Below are 16,808 nucleotides of genomic sequence, written 5' to 3' on the forward strand. Positions count from 1 at the left end.
AAGCGCGACATGAGCGATGCGGATATCATCATCGTCGGCTCCGGCATGGGCGGCGCGACCCTTGCGGCGGGGCTCAAGGGCTCCGGCCTGCGCGTACTTATCCTTGAAGGCGGCGTTCATCTGAAAGACACGCCCGAGGCCCGCGATCCCGAGGCGATCTTTCGCGATGGCCATTACCGCCCCGACGAGACCTGGCTGACCCCCGAAGGCACCCGCTTCAACCCGGGCAACTACGCCTGCGTTGGCGGCAATTCGAAGTTCTACGGCGCGGTGATGATCCGCTACCGCGAGGCGGATTTCGCGCGCTGGCCGCTGGATCACGCGACGCTTGCGGCCTTCTACACCCGCGCCGAGGCGCTTTATCAGGTGCGCGGCGACGCCATGGCGGATCCGACCGAACCGCCCCATGACGCGCCTTATCCCCATCCTCCCGTCCCGCACGAGCCCGAGATTGCTGACCTTTCCCGCCGCCTGAAACGCGCGGGCCTGACACCGTCGCCGCTTCCGTTGGCTGTGGATCTTGACCGTTGGCTTGCCCGCGCGTCGACCCCATGGGACGCCCATCCCGACACCAATGGCGGTAAACTTGACGCGGAAAGCGCGGCGCTGGCCTGCGCTTTGGACGACCCGGACATCACGCTGCGCACCAACGTTTCCGTGCATCAGGTCGAAGCCGACGGTGCCCGCATCACAGGCCTCTTGACCTCCGCAGGCCGTCTGACCGCACCGCGCATCGTCCTGGCCGCAGGCGCCGTACACACCGCAGCCCTCCTGCTCCGCTCGGCCAATGACACGCACCCGACCGGCCTTGCCAACCGCTCCGATCAGGTTGGGCGCAATTTCATGAACCACAACACGAGCGCCGTTCTTGCGCTCAGCCACCGGCGTAATCGTGCGATCTACCAGAAGACATTGCAGGTCAACGATTGGTATGGCGACGGCCTTGGCAACGTGCAGCTTCTGGGTCGCGTCTCTACCCCGATCCTTGCCGCGCAGACCGGCCTGCCGCGCCCGTTTGCGGCCCTGATCGCCAACCATGCCATCGATTTCTATGCCATGTCCGAAGACCGACCTAACCCCGAAAGCCGCATCACTCTGCGCGGCGACGATATCGTGCTTGACTGGAAACGCTCCAATTGGGACGCGCATCTGTCGCTGGTGGCCAAGCTCAAGGAAGGGCTGCGCCGTGCGGGCTTTCCCGTTGTGCTGTCGCGCGCCTTCGACCGTCGTACGCCCTCCCACCAATGTGGCACCGCGCGGTTGGGCGATGATCCCGCCCACTCCGTTTGCGACCCTATCGGCAAGGCCCACGATCTCGACAACCTCTACATCTGCGATGCGTCCCTGCTGCCGACCTCTGCCGCGGTGAACCCGTCCCTCACCATTGCGGCCCTTGCGTTGCGGCAAGCGGATCACCTGAGGAATATGCCATGAAAACAGCCCTCATCACAGGTGGCCAACAGGGCATCGGCCTTGGCATCGCGCAGGCGTTGCATGATGCGGGCTGGCGCATCGCCATCGCGTCCGAGCCGCCCACCGCCGATCTTCCGTTCGACGCCACCTACCACCAACACGACGTCCGCTACCTCGACGCGATCCCCGCGTTGCTCGACGCAGTCGGCCCGGTCACCACCTTCGTCTCCAACGCGGGCGTCGGCGCGCTCAGTCGCGGTGACCTACTCGATATGACCCCCGAAAGCTTCGACCGCTGCATCGACATCAACACCCGTGGCGCTTTCTTTCTTGCACAAGAAGTTGCGCGCCGCATGCTGATCCAACCGGCCGACCCGTTCCGCTCGATCTCCTTCATCACCTCCGTCAGCGCCACGATGTCGAACCCCGATCGCGCCGAATACAACGCCTCCAAAGCTGCCACCGCCGCTCTGGTGCAGGCCTTCGCACTGCGCCTTGCGACCGACGGCATCGGCGTCTACGACATCCGCCCCGGAATCATCGCATCGCCCATGACCGCGCCCGTCGCCGATCGCTACACCGCCCGCATCCCCGACCTGATCCCGCAGGCCCGGTGGGGACAGCCCGCCGATATAGGCGCGGTCATGGTCCCGCTGGCACGCGGTGATTTCGCCTATTCGACGGGGGCCGTGATCCCGGTCGACGGCGGCATGTCCATCGAAAGGTTCTAGGCCGCCATGTCCGAATCCTACGACTTCGTGATCATCGGCGGCGGCTCGGCGGGCTCGGTCATCGCGTCGCGCCTGTCGGAAAATCCCGACGTCTCCGTATGTCTGCTTGAGGCCGGAGGCTCCGACCGCTACCCGTTCTTTCATCTGCCCGCGGGCTTTGCCAAGATGACCAAGGGCATCGGGTCGTGGGGCTGGACGACGACGCCGCAAAAACACATGCAAAACAAGGTTTTCACCTATACGCAGGCCAAGGTGATCGGCGGTGGCTCCGCGATCAACGCGCAGATCTACACCCGCGGCCACCCCCTTGATTACGACGAATGGCGGCAGCAGGGCTGCACCGGGTGGGCTTATGAAGATGTGCTCCCCTATTTCCGCAAATCCGAGGGCAACGACAGCTTTTCAGGGCGCTATCACGGCCAGGAAGGCCCATTGGGCGTCTCAAGACCGGCCGCCCCCCTGCCGATCTGCGACGCCTATTTCGAGGCGGCGCAAGCGCTTGGCATTCCCTTGAATCCCGATGTCACCGGAGAGGTGCAGGAGGGCGCCGCCTTCTATCAGCTGACGCAGAAAAACGCTCGCCGGTCCTCCGCCGCGATGGCGTTCCTGCACCCCAACAAACGCCGCCCGAACTTGACCGTGAAACTCGGCGCGCAGGTCCGGCGTCTCATCTTGGAAAAGGGGCGCGCCACGGGCGTCGAACTCCTCGACCGGTCCCTGATCCACGCGGGGACCGAGGTGATCCTGTCCTCCGGCGCCATCGGCTCGCCGCGCCTTCTGCAACTCTCCGGCATCGGCCCCGCCGATGACCTCCGCGCGCTCGGGATCGATGTGACGCTCGACCAGGCGCAGGTGGGCGCGAACCTCCAAGACCACCTCGATCTCTATTGCATCGCCGAGGTTTCCGGACCCCACACCTACGACCGCTTCGCAAAACCGCACCTCAGCGCGCTGGCAGCCCTGCAATATCTCTTCACCCGCAAAGGCCCTGTCGCTTCAAGTCTCTTTGAAACCGGCGGTTTCTGGTACGCCGACGAAAATGCCCGCTCCCCCGACCTGCAACTCCACCTTGGTCTTGGCACCGGGATCGAGGCGGGCGTGGCTGCCATGCCCGAAGGCGGCGTCACGCTCAATTCCTGCTACCTGCGCCCGCGCTCGCGCGGCACTGTCCGCCTGCAATCCGCAAACCCCACCATGCCCCCCTTGATCGATCCCAATTACTGCGCCGATCCGCAGGACCGCGCCATGTCGATCCGGGGTCTCAAACTCACGCAATTAATTCTTGCACAAGAACCTCTCAAGCCCTTCATCAAGGCCGAACGCCTTCCCGGACCGGACGTGCAGACGGACGACGATTATTTCAACTTCATCTGCCAACATTCCAAGACCTCGCACCATTGCGCCGGAACCTGCGCGATGGGGACGGGCGAGAGCGCCGTTGTCACGCCCCGTCTGACCTTCAACGGGATCGAAAAACTCCGCGTCGCCGATGCCTCCATCATGCCCAGTGTCGTTTCTTCCAACACAAACGCGCCCACGATCATGATCGGCGAAAAGGCCGCCGACATGATCCGCGAAGATCATGGGATCTGACCGATGAAACTCCCCACCAGTACCGGAACGCTTGAAGACTACACGCTGCAAAGCGACCCGCTCACGCCCCGCGCGCCGAAGGTGCCGCTGACCCGCACCGCCTTCGCCGCCGCTCATATCGTGAGCGACCCAATGGCCGAATGGGACCCATGGGTCGGTCGCCCCGCCGTCGATTGGGACGCCACCCTACGCTTCCGCGAAACCCTCTGGGATCAGGGACTTGGTCTCGCCGAGGCCATGGACACCGCACAGCGCGGCATGGGCGTCGACTGGGAAACGGCGCAGGAATTGATCATCCGTACGATGCGCGCGGCCAAGGCCCATCCCGCCAAGCCCCGCGTCGCTTGTGGGGCAGGAACGGATCATGTTTCTGTAGAAGAACTAACAACGCCCGACGCCATCCGTGCGGCCTACCTGACGCAGATGGAGACCATCGAGGCCGAGGGCGGCCAACTCATCCTCATGGCCACCCGCGCGCTGCCCGTCATCGGCGCGAGCCCGGACACCTATGCCTATCTCTACGACGATCTCATCGCGCAGGCCTCCGCGCCTGTGATCCTGCATTGGCTCGGGCCGATGTTTGACCCCGCGCTTACGGGATATTGGGGCGCCTCCGATATTGCTGCGGCAAATGCCACCGTCCTCGATCTCATCACCCGCAATGCCGCCAAGATCGACGGCATCAAAATCTCACTTCTGGATCAATCCCATGAAGAGGCCTTCCGCGCCCAACTGCCCAAGGGCGTCCGCCTCTACACCGGCGACGATTTCAATTACGCCGAGCTGATGATCGGAGACGGCACGCATTATTCCCACGCGCTTCTCGGCATCTTCGCAGCCATCGCCCCCGCCGCTGCGCAGGCGCTCGAAGCCTTGGCCCGAAACGACACGCAAACCTATCATGCGCTGCTTGCCCCCACCGTGCCCCTGAGCCGCGAGATCTTCAAAGCGCCGACGCAATTCTACAAGGCGGGCATTGCGTTCCTCGCCTGGCTCAATGGCCACCAACCGCATTTCATCATGCCCGCGGGGTTCCAATCCGCGCGCGAGATCACCCATTACGCGCAGGTCTTCCGTCTTGCCGACCAAGCCCGCCTGCTCATCAACCCCGACATCGCCACCCACCGCATGTCGCACCTTCTGGCGCTGCACGGGATAGACGCATGACTCGCCGCCCGACGATCCTCGATGTTGCGGCCAAGGCGGGCGTGTCCAAGTCCACCGTTTCCCTCGTCCTGCAGAATTCCACCCAGGTGAAGGACGAAACCCGCCGGGCCGTGCGCAATGCGATGGCCGAGATCGGCTATGTCTACAACCGCGCCGCCGCGCAGATGCGCTCGCAGTCCGCGGGTCTCGTGGGCCTTGTCATCAACGACCTGCGCAACCCGTTCTTCACCGAATTCGCCACCGTCCTGCAAATGACACTCGCCGCCAAAGGCTTCGCCACCGTCATCGCCAATTCTGACGAAGATACTGATTTGCAAGCCAAACTCGTGGGCTCGATGATCGAACATGGTGTCTCGGCGCTGGTCGTCTCGCCCGCTTACGGGTCTGGTGCGGCAACGTTCGATCAACTCGCACATGCCAACCTGCCCACGATACAGGTCCTGCGACAGACCGACACCCGCACCGACCGCTTTCCCTTCGCCAGCTTCGACTATGCCGCCGGGTCTGCCCGCGCCACGCGGCACCTGATCAACCAGGGCAGTCAACGCATCGCCTTTGTCGGCGGCATCGACGGCGCCGCGATCACCGCAGAGCGAAAATCCGGCTACCTCGCCGAAATGACGCGCGCTCAGACCGTGCCCCTGACCTTCCATGGCCGGTCAAGCCGTGCGTTCGGCATGCTAACCGCCCAATCCCTTCTTGACGCGGGCGCCGATGCTGCGGTCTGTTTCAACGATCTCGTGGCTCTGGGCCTGCACGCGGGTTTCGCGCGGGCGGGCACGACGCTTGGACAGGATTTCCGTATCGTGGGCTTTGACGACATCGAAGAATGCGCTTTGGTCTGGCCGCAGATCAGCTCCGTGGCCTGCGACATCGACGGCTTTGCGCGCACCACCGCCGACCGGCTTCTGGCGTGGATGCAGGACGGCACGGTGCCCCCGCCCGAGGAACGCGCGCCCGTCGATCTTGTTGCCCGCACCTCCAGCACTGGACGCCTGCCATGACCCCTGAAACGTTCCTGCGCGCGCTCTTTGCCCGTGCCGTAGAAGTCGCCGACCCGATGCAATCGCTCGCCGCCGCCCTGCCGCCAAAACCCGCGGGCCGGGTCCTTGTGATCGGTGCGGGCAAGGCCAGCGCGCGCATGGCCGAAGCGGTGGAGGCCGAATGGGGCCCGTGCGAGGGGCTGGTCATCACCCGGTATGGCTACGCCCGCCCGTGCCAGGGTATCGAAATCGTCGAAGCCGCCCATCCCGTCCCCGACGCGGCGGGCGAGGTCGCCACCAAACGCCTTTTGGCCCGTCTCGAAAGCGTTGGCGAAGGTGACTTCGTCCTCGCCCTGATTTCCGGCGGAGGCTCCGCACTCCTGATCGCGCCCGCAGGCGACATCACGTTGGAGGAAAAGCAATCCCTGACGCAGGCGCTGCTGGCCTCCGGCGCGCCGATTGGCGAGATCAACGGCATCCGAAAGGAACTGTCCGCCGTCAAAGGCGGGCGGCTGGCCGCCGCCGCTTACCCCGCCCGCATGTTGGCGCTGATGATTTCCGACGTGCCCGGCGATCACCCCGGCGACATCGCCAGCGGTCCAACCGTGGGCAACACCGGTTCCGCCAAACGCGCGCTCAAAGCGTTGGATCACTGGGGCGTTGTCCCGCCCGCGTCGATCAAGGCCTATCTCGAAAAGGGCGGCGATCCGGTCCTACCCGATGATCCACGCCTGTCGCGGGTTGAAAACGTGATCTACGCCGCCCCCTCGCAATCGCTCGCCGCCGCGGCGGACATGGCGCGGGCGCAGGGCTATGACGCGCAAATCCTTGGCGACGCCGTGGAGGGCGAGGCCCGCGATATCGCCGCCGGCCATGCCGACCTTGCCCGCTCCGCTGCCCCCGGTACGCTGATCCTGTCGGGCGGTGAATTGACGGTGACGCGGCGCGGCGACGGGATCGGCGGGCCCAACGCGGAATATGCACTGGCGCTTGCCATTGCACTGGACGGTGCGCCGGGCATTCACGCGCTGGCCTGTGACACCGACGGCGTCGACGGCGCGGCAGAGGTGGCAGGTGCCGTGATCGGACCCGACACGCTCGCCAAAGCCCGCGCCGCCGGGATCGACCCGCAATCAGCCCTCGACCGCAATGACGCACATAGCTTTTTCGCCGCCATCAACGATCAGGTCGTGCCCGGCCCGACCCTCACCAACGTCAACGATTTCCGCGCCATCTTCGTCGGCCCGGAAACACCCCGGGATTGACCGATATGCTGATCCACACCGTCCTTCTGAACCCCGCCTCCGACGCATCGCAATCCGCCTTCGACGCGGCGATGCAAATCCTCGCTCAGCTCGCCGAAACGCTGCCTGGCATGCTCGCCTTCCACCATGGCCCGAACCGGGACTTCGAAGCCAAATCGCAGGCCTATACCTACGGCTTCACGTGCCATTTCACGGACCGCGCCGCTTTGGAGGCTTACGCCGCCAACCCTGACCACCAACGCGCGGGCGCACTGCTCGTGACCCATTGCAAAGGCGGCGCGGATGGAATTTTCGTCTCCGATCTCGCGGTCTGACTGGCGAAGCCGCCCGATCCGGGGCAGGGTGCCTGCAGAGCAGCGCAAATCGCGGGACACACCGCCATGGCCGATCCGACATCATCGCTGGGGCTTTTCTTCGTCGCCGACGGGCTGCGCCTGGAAAAGCAATCCTGGCTTCTTGCCGCCAGCCTCCACACGGCGCATGCGGGCGATATGCGCGTCCGGAAATTCGCCTATGTCTCCGACGCCCATCGCCCTGAGTTCCGCGATATGACCCACGCCATGTTCGACGTCTGCGGCGTCGAATTGCGCGCGCTGCCCAAGCCACCGCAATGGAACAAACCCTATCCGCACGGCAACAAGATCGTCGCCGCCTGCGATGATCGCGGCACCACGCATTCGATCTTCCTCGATACCGATATGGCCTGCACCCGCAGTCTGGCGGAGTTCATGGATCTCGCCCCCGACACCATTGCCGCAGCACCCGAGGGCCGCCCGACATGGGGTGACAAGAATGATCGCTGGGCCCGGGCCTACGCGCATTTCGACATGCCCGTACCGACGGAACGTGTGCGGCTTCTGCGCGGCGGCCGGGTGCAATATCCGCCCTATTTCAACGCCGGGTTCGTCGCTTTTCCCGAGGCGCAGCATCCCGAGGATGGCCGCCGCTTCGCCGATCATTGGCGCGACACCGCGCTGGACTTTGACCGGGGCTGCAAGATTGCAAACAAGCGCCCTTGGCTCGATCAGATCAGCCTGCCGCTGACCGTCAAACGCTTTGGCTACAAGGTCCGGGTTCTGGATGAGATGCACAATTATTCGCTGTCGCATCGCGGCGATTACGCCACCACGCCCGACGCGGTGATCCTGCATTACCACCGCATGCGGTTTCTCGCCCAGGCGCCGCAATGGTCCGGCCTGCGCGAGATGCTGCTTGAGACCACGCCGGCCGCGCATCGTGACGGCATCGCCGATTGGGTGGCTGAGGTGGATTCTGCGCCAGACGCCGTTCCGGAAAACGGATAGGTCGGTTGGGGGCGCTGCCCCCTTACGCGCCCTTTCCCAAGGGAAAGAACGCGTCCCCCCGAGGTTTTTCTGGCAAGATGAAAGAGCGCGTCAGAGCAAGCCGTTGATCTCCGCCCGCGACGGCATGGACGCCGCCGTGCCGTGTTTTGTCACCGAAAGCGCCGCCGTTGCGGTTGCGAACCGCAAAGCGTCATCCAATGGTTGCCCCGCCGCCAGCGCCGTGGCGAACCCGCCGTTGAACGCATCGCCCGCCCCGGTCGTGTCCACCACCGGCCCGGCCTTCATCGGGGCCGTGTGTATGGCCCGCGCCCCATCCCAGAACAGCGACCCGTGCGCGCCCAAGGTGATCAACGCGCCCTTCCGCACACCTTTGGCCAGCAGCGCCTTGGCCGCCGCAATCGCATCGTCTGGCCCCGTGACCCGGCACCCGGTCAACTCCTTGGCCTCGGTCTCATTCGGTGTCACGTAGTCACACAGGGCCAACATCCCGTCCGGCAAGTCCGCCGCCGGTGCGGGGTTCAGGATCGTCGTCACCCCGGCCCCCGCCGCGATCTCCAGAAACTGCAGCGCCGCGTCCATCGGTTGCTCCAACTGCGTCATGGCGACCTTCGCCCCCGCAATCTCCGCCGCGCGCGCCTCCACATCCGCGCCGCTCAACGCGTCCGCCGCGCCCGGCACGACCACAATCGCGTTCTGGCCCGTCGCCTCTTCGATGAAGATGCCCGCCGATCCCGTGGGCCGCGCCGCGTCTTCAATCACCATCGACTGAACCCCCGCCTTGGCCCACACGTCGCGGCCCATTTGCCCGAACGTGTCCGCCCCGATCCGGCTGAGAAAGCCCACGTCGCCCCCCGCCTTCGCCGCCGCGACCGCCTGGTTCGACCCCTTGCCGCCGGGGCCAAGCTGAAACCCGGTCCCAAGCAGGGTTTGGCCCACCACAGGCATCTTCTCCGTGCGATACGCGGCGTCGGCCACAAAGATCCCGAGGATGATGATATCCGCCATAACGACCCCTCTTTCCCTTACCCGCGCAGCGAAGCATGATGCGGCCAAACTATTCAAGGGAGACACAGATGCGCTTTGTCAGATGGGGGGAAGCAGGGGCCGAAAACCCCGGCGTTCTCGACGCAAGCGGAACCATCCGCGACCTCAGCGGGATCGTCACCGATATCGACGGCGCCATGCTCGCCAATATCCCCGCCTTCGACATCGACGCGTTGCCGGAAGTGCCCCACCAGACGCGCCTTGGCCCCTGCATCGCGCGGCCCGGCAAGCTGGTCTGCGTCGGGCTCAACTATGCCGATCACGCGGCCGAAGGTGGCTGGGACGTGCCCACCGAACCGGTCCTGTTCATGAAGGCCACCACCGCGATTTCCGGCCCCACCGATCCGGTTATCCTGCCGCCGGGCAGCCAAAGGACCGATTGGGAGGTCGAGCTTGGGATCATCATTGGCCGGGCCGCCAAACACACCTCCGACGGGGCCGCGCATATCGCGGGCTATTGCGTCGTCAACGACATCTCCGAGCGCGCCTATCAGCAAGAGATGGGCGGCCAATGGACCAAGGGCAAAAGCTGCGACACCTTCGCGCCGATTGGGCCCTGGATGGTCACGGCGGATGAAATCACCGACCCCACGGGCCGCGGTATCTGGCTCGACGTGGATGGCGACCGGATGCAGGACGGCAATACCGACACGATGATCTTCAAACCCGCCTTCCTTGTCGAATACATCAGCCGTTTCATGACGTTGGAGCCCGGCGACCTGATCACAACCGGCACGCCTCCGGGTGTCGGCATGGGCAAATCTCCGCAGGTTTTCCTGCGCGACGGGCAGGAAATGCGCCTTGGCATCGACGGCCTTGGCGAACAAATCCTACCGGTGCGCGCGTCATGAATATCGCGGTCTGGCTTGCCCGGACCGCTGCGGTGCGCGGAGACACTCCGGCACTTATGCTGGGTGACACCCACGTTGCCACCTATGCGCAATTCGCCGACCGGGCCGCGCGCCTGGCCGGTGGTCTTATGGCCCATGGCATCGCCCCGGGCGCGCGCGTCGGCATTTTCGCCAAGAACGCCCCCGATTACCTGATTGCGATGTTCGGCATCTGGTGGGCGGGGGCCGTCGCCGTGCCGGTCAACGCCAAGCTCCACCCCAAGGAAGCCGCCTTCATCCTGTCCGACGCGGGCGCAACGCTCTGCTTCACCGGCAAGGGGATGGAGGCCCCCAATGCCATCGCCATGGGCAGCCTCTCTGCCGACCCGATCCCGTGCGCCGCGCGCGATCCCTCTGATCTCGCTTGGCTTTTCTACACCTCCGGGACCACCGGCAAACCCAAGGGCGTGCAGATCACCCATGGCATGCTCGCCGCCACCTCCACCTGCTATCCCATCGACGTCGACCCGGTCACGCCGCAAGACGCCGCTCTCTATGCCGCGCCCATGAGCCATGGCGCAGGCGTCTACGCGCCCATCCACGTGCGCATGGGCGCGCGCCATATCGCGCCGCGCTCGGGCGGGTTCGACGCGGGCGAGGTCCTCGACCTGTCGAAAACCCATGGCCCCACCTCCATGTTCCTCGCGCCCACCATGGTCCACCGTCTTCTCGATACGGCCAAGGCCCGGGGCGAGACCGGGGAAGGCATCAAGACCATCGTCTACGGCGGTGGCCCGATGTACCGCGCCGATATCGAAGAGGCGGTCCGCGTCATGGGCCCCAAATTCGTGCAGATCTACGGGCAGGGCGAATGCCCCATGGCCATCACCGCGCTCAGCCGCGCCGATGTCGCCGACCGCAGCCATCCGAACTGGGCCCACCGCCTGCTCTCTGTCGGACGCGCGCAATCCCTGGTCGAGGTCGCCATTGATGCCCCGCCCGGCGAGATCGGCGAGATCATGGTCAAAGGTGCGCCCGTCATGCCCGGCTATTGGCAAAACCCCACCGCCACCGCCGCCACCCTCAAAGACGGCTGGCTCTTGACCGGCGATGTCGGGCGGCTGGATCCCGACGGCTACCTGACCCTGCAAGACCGCTCCAAGGATGTGATCATCTCGGGGGGCACCAACATCTACCCACGCGAGGTGGAAGAGGCGCTTTTGACCCATCCTTCGGTGATCGAAGTCTCCGTCGTGGGCCGCCCCAGCGCCGAATGGGGCGAAGATGTCGTGGCCTTTGTCGTCTGTACCGATCTGGATGAAGCCGCCCTCGACGCCCACTGTCTCGACGCGATCGCGCGCTTCAAACGGCCCAAGACCTATATCGCGCTGCCCGAGCTGCCGAAGAACAATTACGGCAAGGTTCTCAAGACCGAGCTGCGAAAAAGATTGTAAGAACCGCAACAGGGCGCAGAAATCGCTACCCCTCGCCTTGTTGCCCCCCCGCGAGAGGCCTACATCGCGTGGGCAATGAAACGCTACATCCCTTTCCTGAAATCCGAGCCGTTGGTGTCGGTGATCCGCCTGCAGGGTGCGATTGCCGCCAATGCGCGCTCCGGCATCAGCGATGCGGGCCTGGCCGGTGCCATCGAAAAGGCGTTTGCCAAGGGCAAGCCCAAGGCCGTCGCGCTCGTCATCAATTCCCCCGGCGGAAGCCCCGTGCAATCGGCACTGGTCGCCGCCCGCATCCGGCGGCTGGCCACCGAAAAAGAGATCCCCGTCCACGCCTTTGTCGAGGACGTCGCCGCCTCCGGTGGCTATTGGCTGGCCTGCGCAGGCGATGACATCTGGGTCGATCCCTCCTCCATTGTCGGCTCCATCGGCGTGATCTCCGCCAGCTTCGGCTTCGTTGAGGCGATGCAGAAAATCGGCGTCGAACGGCGCGTGCATACCGCCGGAGAGGACAAGTCGATCCTCGATCCCTTCCGCCCCGAGCGCGCCGAAGACATCGACCGCCTCAAGGATATCCAGCGCGACATTCACGCCGCCTTCATCGATCATGTCAAAACCCGGCGCGGTGACCGCCTCGCCGATGTGGACCTCTTCACCGGTGCGTTCTGGACCGGCGCGAAAGGCGTCGATCTGGGCCTTGCCGACGGCATCGGCCATGTCGTGCCCAAGATGAAAGAGCTTTACGGCGACAAGGTGCGTTTCGCGGTGCACGGTCCCAAAAAGGGCCTGCTGTCGCGGTTCGGGACACGGGTCATGGAAGACATGGACCTCGGCCTGCAAGAGCGTGCGCTTTATGCGCGCTATGGCCTCTCGTGATGATAAAGATCATCACGTTTTTTCTGATCGGCATGGCCGTTCTTGCGATGCTCGGGCGGTTGCGCTGGCCCGGTGGAGCCAAGGGCGTGGGCCGAGACAAGCCACGCGGCGCGTTGCCCAAGCCCAAGACCTGCCCGACCTGCGGGCGGATGAACCTGCGTGGCGGCCCCTGCCGCGCGTGCCGCGAGGACGGGAATGGCTGACGCGTTTGGCTTTGCGATCCTCGGCCTGGTGATCCTGCTGCTGGCCGGTGACGTGCTGGTGAAGGGCGCGGTCAACCTGGCCCTGCGCCTCGGCATCCCCGCCCTCATCGTTTCGCTCACCATCGTCGCTTTCGGCACCTCTGCGCCCGAATTGCTGATCTCCATCCAATCCATCCTCGAAGGCGTACCGGGGCTCGCGCTCGGCAACGTCGTGGGTTCCAACACCGCCAACGTCCTTCTGGTGCTCGGCGTGCCCGCGCTTTTGGCGGGCCTTGGGGCGACCTCCGACACCCGCCGCGAATATGTCTTCATGCTGGGCGCTTCGGTGCTCTTCATCGCCTTGTGTTTCCTCGGCCCACTCACCTGGTGGCATGGCCTGATCCTGCTGGCAGGCCTCGCCATCATGCTCGGCGACGCCGTCCGCTCCGCCAAGGCGCACCGCAATGCCAATGCCGATGATACCGGCGACCTCGAAGAAGCCGACCCCGACATGGAATGGTGGAAAATCGCCGCCTACCTGGCTCTCGGGCTCATCGGCCTTCCACTGGGGGCCAACCTCCTGATCGACAGCGCCACGGAAATCGCGACCGCCTACGGCATCTCCGACACGGTCATCGGCCTCACACTCGTGGCGGTCGGCACCTCCCTGCCGGAGCTGGCCACCACCGTCATGGCCGCCTTTCGCAAACAGGCCGACGTTGCCATCGGCAACGTCATCGGCTCCAACGTCTTCAACCTTCTTGCGATCATCGGCATTGCCACGCTTGTTGGCCCGATCCCCGTCGATCCCGAGATCGTCAAATTCGACCTCTGGGTCATGCTCGCCGCATCTTTGGTGCTGCTGCCCTTCGTGTTTCGCAAGCTACCGATGGGGCGCGGTGTCGGTCTGGCCTTTTCCGCGCTCTATGCGGGCTATATCGTGATCCTCCTGACCTGAGGGGAACACCAGTATGACTGCTTTGATAACCGGCGCCGCGAAACGGCTGGGCCGCGCCATGGCCCTGGAACTCGCCACCCATGGCCACGACATCGCCGTGCACTACAATGGCAGCGTGGAGGCCGCCGAAGACACCTGTGCCGAAATTCGGGCGCTTGGTGTGAAGGCCGTGCCGTTGCAGGCCGACCTGCTGGACGAGGACGCCACCCAAGCCCTTCTGCCCCGCGCAGCCGACGCCCTTGGCGGCATTGACGTGCTCATCAACAACGCCTCGATCTTTGAACACGACACGATCGAAACCGCCACGCGCAGCTCCTGGGACCGCCACATCGGCTCGAACCTGCGCGCGCCGTTCCTCCTGACGCAGGCGTTGGCCGCGCAACTTCCCGGTCCCGACCTCGACGACAACAACGAACCCGTCGCCCGCGGTCTGGTGATCAACATGCTCGACCAACGCGTCCATAAACTCACGCCGGAGTTCATGACCTACACCATCGCCAAGATGGGGCTCTGGGCCTTCACCCGCACCGCCGCGCAGGCACTGGCCCCCAAGGCGCGCGTCAATGCCATCGGGCCCGGCCCCACGATGCAGGGTGGTCGTCAATCCGCCGAACACTTCGCCAAGCAACGCGCCGCCACCATCCTCGAACGCGGCGCCGATCCGCAGGCAATCTGCGAGGCTCTGCGCTATTTCCTGACCGCGAAATCCGTCACCGGACAGCTGATTTGCGTCGATGGCGGCCAACATCTGGCCTGGGAAACGCCCGATGTCGTTGGGGTCGAATGAAATATCGCGCCACGCTTTTCCACCGGAGCGCGAAATTTAACGGTTTCGTGACATCGATGTCTAATTTTCATGACATCCTGTATACAGGGCAAAAATAGTGTTGTAAATCAATGAATTACAATAATGCCTAATAATTAAGCAAATCGTAGAAGTCTGCCAAAAACAACGGAAAATTCCGCATGCCAAAGACTTCTCCGCAAGCTTATCCACAGAAACGGTGGAAAGGTTACCCCTTGATGAACCCTGACATCCGTTGCAGCAGAAAAGAGAATCAAGAAACTCTGGAATCCGATGGAAAATGAGACTGAACATCCGCCGGAAACCGGCCATGAGGTGATCCAGAACTACCTCAGGACGCTCGACAACAGCCCTGGCGTGTATCGCATGCTCGACGCTCAATCGCGGGTTCTCTATGTCGGCAAGGCGCGCGCGCTCAAGCGTCGCGTCTCGAACTATGCCAAGCCGTCCGGCCATTCCCCGCGTATCGCGCGGATGATCCGTGAAACCGCCTCGATGATGTTCCTCACCACCCGCACGGAGACCGAGGCGCTCCTACTCGAACAAAACCTCATCAAGCAGCTCAAACCAAAGTTCAACGTCCTGCTGCGCGATGACAAGAGCTTCCCGAACATCCTCGTGAGCCGCACCCACGGCTACCCACAGATCAAGAAACATCGCGGCGCGAAGACGGAAAAGGGCGATTACTTCGGCCCTTTCGCCTCCGCCGGGGCCGTCAACCGCACGCTGAACCAACTGCAAAAGGTCTTCCTTTTGCGCAATTGCACCGATGCCACCTTCGAAGCCCGCACCCGCCCGTGCCTTCTGTATCAGATCAAGCGCTGCTCCGGCCCCTGCGTCGGCTACATTTCCGAGGCCGATTACGCCGCCTCCGTCGCCGATGCCGTCCGCTTCCTCAAGGGCGACAGCACGGAATTGCAAGCCAATCTCGCGGACCAAATGGCCGAAGCCTCCAAGGACATGGAATTCGAACGCGCCGCCGCCCTGCGCGACCGCATCCGCGCGCTCACCAACGTGCAATCCGCCCAGGGCATCAACCCGCGCGGCGTGCGCGAGGCCGACGTGATCGCGCTCCATATGGAAGGCGGGCAGGCCTGTGTGCAGGTGTTCTTCATCCGCGCCAACCAGAACTGGGGCAACAAGGATTACTACCCCCGCGTCGGCCTCGACATCGACGAACCCGAGGTGCTGGAGGCCTTCGTGGGCCAATTCTACGACACCAAAGACGTGCCCCGGCAGGTGATCCTGTCCCATCCCGTTGAAAACATGGACCTTATGGCCGACGCGCTCTCCCAAAAGCGTGGCACAAAGGTCGAAATCCTGGTCCCCCAGCGCGGCGAGAAACTCGAACTCGTCGAAGGCGCGCGGCGCAATGCCCGCGAAAGCCTGGGCCGCCAAATGGCCGAAAGCCAAGCGCAGGGCAAACTCCTGCGCGGGCTCGCCGACGCCTTCGACCTCGACGCGCCCCCCAAACGGATCGAGGTCTACGACAATTCCCACATTCAGGGCACGAATGCCGTCGGCGGCATGATCGTCGCGGGCCCCGACGGCTTTATGAAAAGCCAATACCGCAAATTCAACATCCGCGGTGACGACCTCACCCCCGGCGACGATTTCGGCATGATGAAAGAGGTCCTGAACCGCCGCTTCAAACGCCTGCTGAAAGAAGACCCTGATCGTGAGACCGAGGCCTGGCCCGACCTTCTCCTGATCGACGGCGGCGCGGGCCAGATCAGCGCCGTGAAGGAAATCATGGACGACCTCGGCGTCGAAGACGTGCCCTTTATCGGCGTCGCCAAAGGCATCGACCGCGATCAGGGCAAGGAAGAATTTCACCGCCCCGGCGCGCAGGCCTTCGCGCTCAAACGCAATGATCCGGTGCTCTACTTCATCCAACGCATGCGCGACGAGGCGCACCGCTTCGCCATCGGCGCGCACCGCAACAAACGCGCCAAGGCCGTCAGCGCCACGCCGCTGGACGATGTGCCGGGTGTCGGAGCGTCCCGCAAACGCGCACTTCTCGCGCATTTCGGCTCAGCGAAGGCGGTGACGCGCGCGAACCTCGCGGACCTGAAAGCGGTGGAGGGAGTCAGCGAGGGGCTGGCGCAGAAGATCTACGATCATTTCCACGAGGGCGGGTGAATCGATGGAAGCGCAACGCGATGTATTTTGGCGTTCCCCGATCCCGACTGGATCAAAGCACCAC

The 16,808-nt window shown here is 64.3% G+C and carries 16 protein-coding genes; 15 read left to right on the forward strand and 1 reads right to left on the reverse strand.

The window, feature by feature from the left end:
• Positions 1-9 precede the first annotated feature (9 nt).
• The 8 genes from V8J83_RS12505 to V8J83_RS12540 all read left to right on the forward strand — a co-directional run bounded on the left by V8J83_RS12505 (position 10) and on the right by V8J83_RS12540 (position 8,456).
• Positions 10-1,434 (forward strand): GMC oxidoreductase, encoded by a 1,425-nt coding sequence (locus V8J83_RS12505; RefSeq protein WP_339986720.1) that lies wholly within the window; start codon positions 10-12, stop codon positions 1,432-1,434.
• The gene (locus V8J83_RS12510) at positions 1,431-2,144 is read left to right on the forward strand and encodes a 3-ketoacyl-ACP reductase (protein ID WP_339986721.1); all 714 of its coding nucleotides are present in this window, start codon (positions 1,431-1,433) and stop codon (positions 2,142-2,144) included. Before V8J83_RS12505 ends, V8J83_RS12510 begins: the two co-directional genes overlap by 4 nt.
• 6 nt (positions 2,145-2,150) lie before the next feature.
• Positions 2,151-3,737 (forward strand): GMC family oxidoreductase, encoded by a 1,587-nt coding sequence (locus V8J83_RS12515; protein WP_339986722.1) that lies wholly within the window; start codon positions 2,151-2,153, stop codon positions 3,735-3,737.
• A gap of 3 nt (positions 3,738-3,740) precedes the next feature.
• Entirely contained in the window at positions 3,741-4,904 is a 1,164-nt protein-coding gene (locus tag V8J83_RS12520; protein ID WP_339986723.1) for a dihydrodipicolinate synthase family protein, read from the forward strand.
• Positions 4,901-5,908, forward strand: a complete 1,008-nt coding sequence (locus V8J83_RS12525) for a LacI family DNA-binding transcriptional regulator (RefSeq protein ID WP_339986724.1) — start codon at positions 4,901-4,903, stop codon at positions 5,906-5,908. The genes V8J83_RS12520 and V8J83_RS12525 overlap by 4 nt, the downstream gene beginning before the upstream one ends.
• Positions 5,905-7,152 carry a glycerate kinase type-2 family protein gene (locus V8J83_RS12530; RefSeq protein ID WP_339986725.1) on the forward strand — a complete coding sequence of 416 codons (1,248 nt, stop codon included), beginning with the start codon at positions 5,905-5,907 and terminating at the stop codon, positions 7,150-7,152. The genes V8J83_RS12525 and V8J83_RS12530 overlap by 4 nt, the downstream gene beginning before the upstream one ends.
• Positions 7,153-7,157: 5 nt before the next feature.
• Positions 7,158-7,466 carry a Dabb family protein gene (locus V8J83_RS12535; RefSeq protein WP_339986726.1) on the forward strand — a complete coding sequence of 103 codons (309 nt, stop codon included), beginning with the start codon at positions 7,158-7,160 and terminating at the stop codon, positions 7,464-7,466.
• A gap of 66 nt (positions 7,467-7,532) precedes the next feature.
• Positions 7,533-8,456 carry a GT-B fold glycosyltransferase domain-containing protein gene (locus tag V8J83_RS12540; protein WP_339986727.1) on the forward strand — a complete coding sequence of 308 codons (924 nt, stop codon included), beginning with the start codon at positions 7,533-7,535 and terminating at the stop codon, positions 8,454-8,456.
• 90 nt (positions 8,457-8,546) lie between these two features.
• On the opposite strand, the gene V8J83_RS12545 is transcribed toward V8J83_RS12540, so the two are convergent.
• Complete coding sequence (locus tag V8J83_RS12545) at positions 8,547-9,461, reverse strand: ribokinase (protein ID WP_339986728.1); 915 nt, start codon at positions 9,459-9,461, stop codon at positions 8,547-8,549.
• 68 nt (positions 9,462-9,529) lie between these two features.
• Between V8J83_RS12545 and V8J83_RS12550 the strand changes: the two genes are divergently transcribed.
• From V8J83_RS12550 to uvrC, 7 genes are all read left to right on the forward strand, one after another.
• Positions 9,530-10,351, forward strand: coding sequence for a fumarylacetoacetate hydrolase family protein (locus tag V8J83_RS12550; protein ID WP_339986729.1), 822 nt, complete (start codon positions 9,530-9,532; stop codon positions 10,349-10,351).
• Positions 10,348-11,784 (forward strand): class I adenylate-forming enzyme family protein, encoded by a 1,437-nt coding sequence (locus tag V8J83_RS12555; RefSeq protein ID WP_339986730.1) that lies wholly within the window; start codon positions 10,348-10,350, stop codon positions 11,782-11,784. Before V8J83_RS12550 ends, V8J83_RS12555 begins: the two co-directional genes overlap by 4 nt.
• A gap of 75 nt (positions 11,785-11,859) precedes the next feature.
• A complete protein-coding gene (locus tag V8J83_RS12560) occupies positions 11,860-12,657 on the forward strand; it encodes a S49 family peptidase (protein WP_339986731.1) in 798 nt (265 codons plus the stop codon).
• A complete protein-coding gene (locus tag V8J83_RS12565; protein ID WP_339986732.1) occupies positions 12,657-12,860 on the forward strand; it encodes a hypothetical protein in 204 nt (67 codons plus the stop codon). The genes V8J83_RS12560 and V8J83_RS12565 overlap by 1 nt, the downstream gene beginning before the upstream one ends.
• Positions 12,853-13,797, forward strand: a complete 945-nt coding sequence (locus tag V8J83_RS12570; RefSeq protein WP_339986733.1) for a calcium/sodium antiporter — start codon at positions 12,853-12,855, stop codon at positions 13,795-13,797. Before V8J83_RS12565 ends, V8J83_RS12570 begins: the two co-directional genes overlap by 8 nt.
• A 13-nt stretch (positions 13,798-13,810) precedes the next feature.
• Entirely contained in the window at positions 13,811-14,584 is a 774-nt protein-coding gene (locus V8J83_RS12575) for an SDR family oxidoreductase (protein ID WP_339986734.1), read from the forward strand.
• 291 nt (positions 14,585-14,875) lie between these two features.
• Entirely contained in the window at positions 14,876-16,744 is a 1,869-nt protein-coding gene (gene uvrC, locus V8J83_RS12580) for an excinuclease ABC subunit UvrC (RefSeq protein ID WP_339986735.1), read from the forward strand.
• The last annotated feature ends 64 nt before the right edge of the window (positions 16,745-16,808 follow it).

The sequence above is a fragment of the Gymnodinialimonas ulvae genome (assembly GCF_037543845.1).
GTDB classification, from domain to species: Bacteria; Pseudomonadota; Alphaproteobacteria; order Rhodobacterales; family Rhodobacteraceae; genus Gymnodinialimonas; species Gymnodinialimonas ulvae.

Excerpts from the sequence above, each read along its gene's own strand:
- V8J83_RS12515 (WP_339986722.1), top strand. The coding sequence starts at position 2,151 with ATGTCCGAATCCTACGACTTCGTGATCATCGGCGGCGGCTCGGCGGGC.
- V8J83_RS12560 (WP_339986731.1), top strand. The coding sequence starts at position 11,860 with ATGAAACGCTACATCCCTTTCCTGAAATCCGAGCCGTTGGTGTCGGTG.
- V8J83_RS12525 (WP_339986724.1), top strand. The coding sequence starts at position 4,901 with ATGACTCGCCGCCCGACGATCCTCGATGTTGCGGCCAAGGCGGGCGTG.
- uvrC (WP_339986735.1), top strand. The coding sequence starts at position 14,876 with ATGGAAAATGAGACTGAACATCCGCCGGAAACCGGCCATGAGGTGATC.
- V8J83_RS12505 (WP_339986720.1), top strand. The coding sequence starts at position 10 with ATGAGCGATGCGGATATCATCATCGTCGGCTCCGGCATGGGCGGCGCG.
- V8J83_RS12520 (WP_339986723.1), top strand. The coding sequence starts at position 3,741 with ATGAAACTCCCCACCAGTACCGGAACGCTTGAAGACTACACGCTGCAA.
- V8J83_RS12545 (WP_339986728.1), bottom strand. The coding sequence starts at position 9,461 with ATGGCGGATATCATCATCCTCGGGATCTTTGTGGCCGACGCCGCGTAT.
- V8J83_RS12540 (WP_339986727.1), top strand. The coding sequence starts at position 7,533 with ATGGCCGATCCGACATCATCGCTGGGGCTTTTCTTCGTCGCCGACGGG.
- V8J83_RS12565 (WP_339986732.1), top strand. The coding sequence starts at position 12,657 with ATGATAAAGATCATCACGTTTTTTCTGATCGGCATGGCCGTTCTTGCG.
- V8J83_RS12510 (WP_339986721.1), top strand. The coding sequence starts at position 1,431 with ATGAAAACAGCCCTCATCACAGGTGGCCAACAGGGCATCGGCCTTGGC.
- V8J83_RS12555 (WP_339986730.1), top strand. The coding sequence starts at position 10,348 with ATGAATATCGCGGTCTGGCTTGCCCGGACCGCTGCGGTGCGCGGAGAC.
- V8J83_RS12570 (WP_339986733.1), top strand. The coding sequence starts at position 12,853 with ATGGCTGACGCGTTTGGCTTTGCGATCCTCGGCCTGGTGATCCTGCTG.
- V8J83_RS12530 (WP_339986725.1), top strand. The coding sequence starts at position 5,905 with ATGACCCCTGAAACGTTCCTGCGCGCGCTCTTTGCCCGTGCCGTAGAA.
- V8J83_RS12550 (WP_339986729.1), top strand. The coding sequence starts at position 9,530 with ATGCGCTTTGTCAGATGGGGGGAAGCAGGGGCCGAAAACCCCGGCGTT.
- V8J83_RS12575 (WP_339986734.1), top strand. The coding sequence starts at position 13,811 with ATGACTGCTTTGATAACCGGCGCCGCGAAACGGCTGGGCCGCGCCATG.
- V8J83_RS12535 (WP_339986726.1), top strand. The coding sequence starts at position 7,158 with ATGCTGATCCACACCGTCCTTCTGAACCCCGCCTCCGACGCATCGCAA.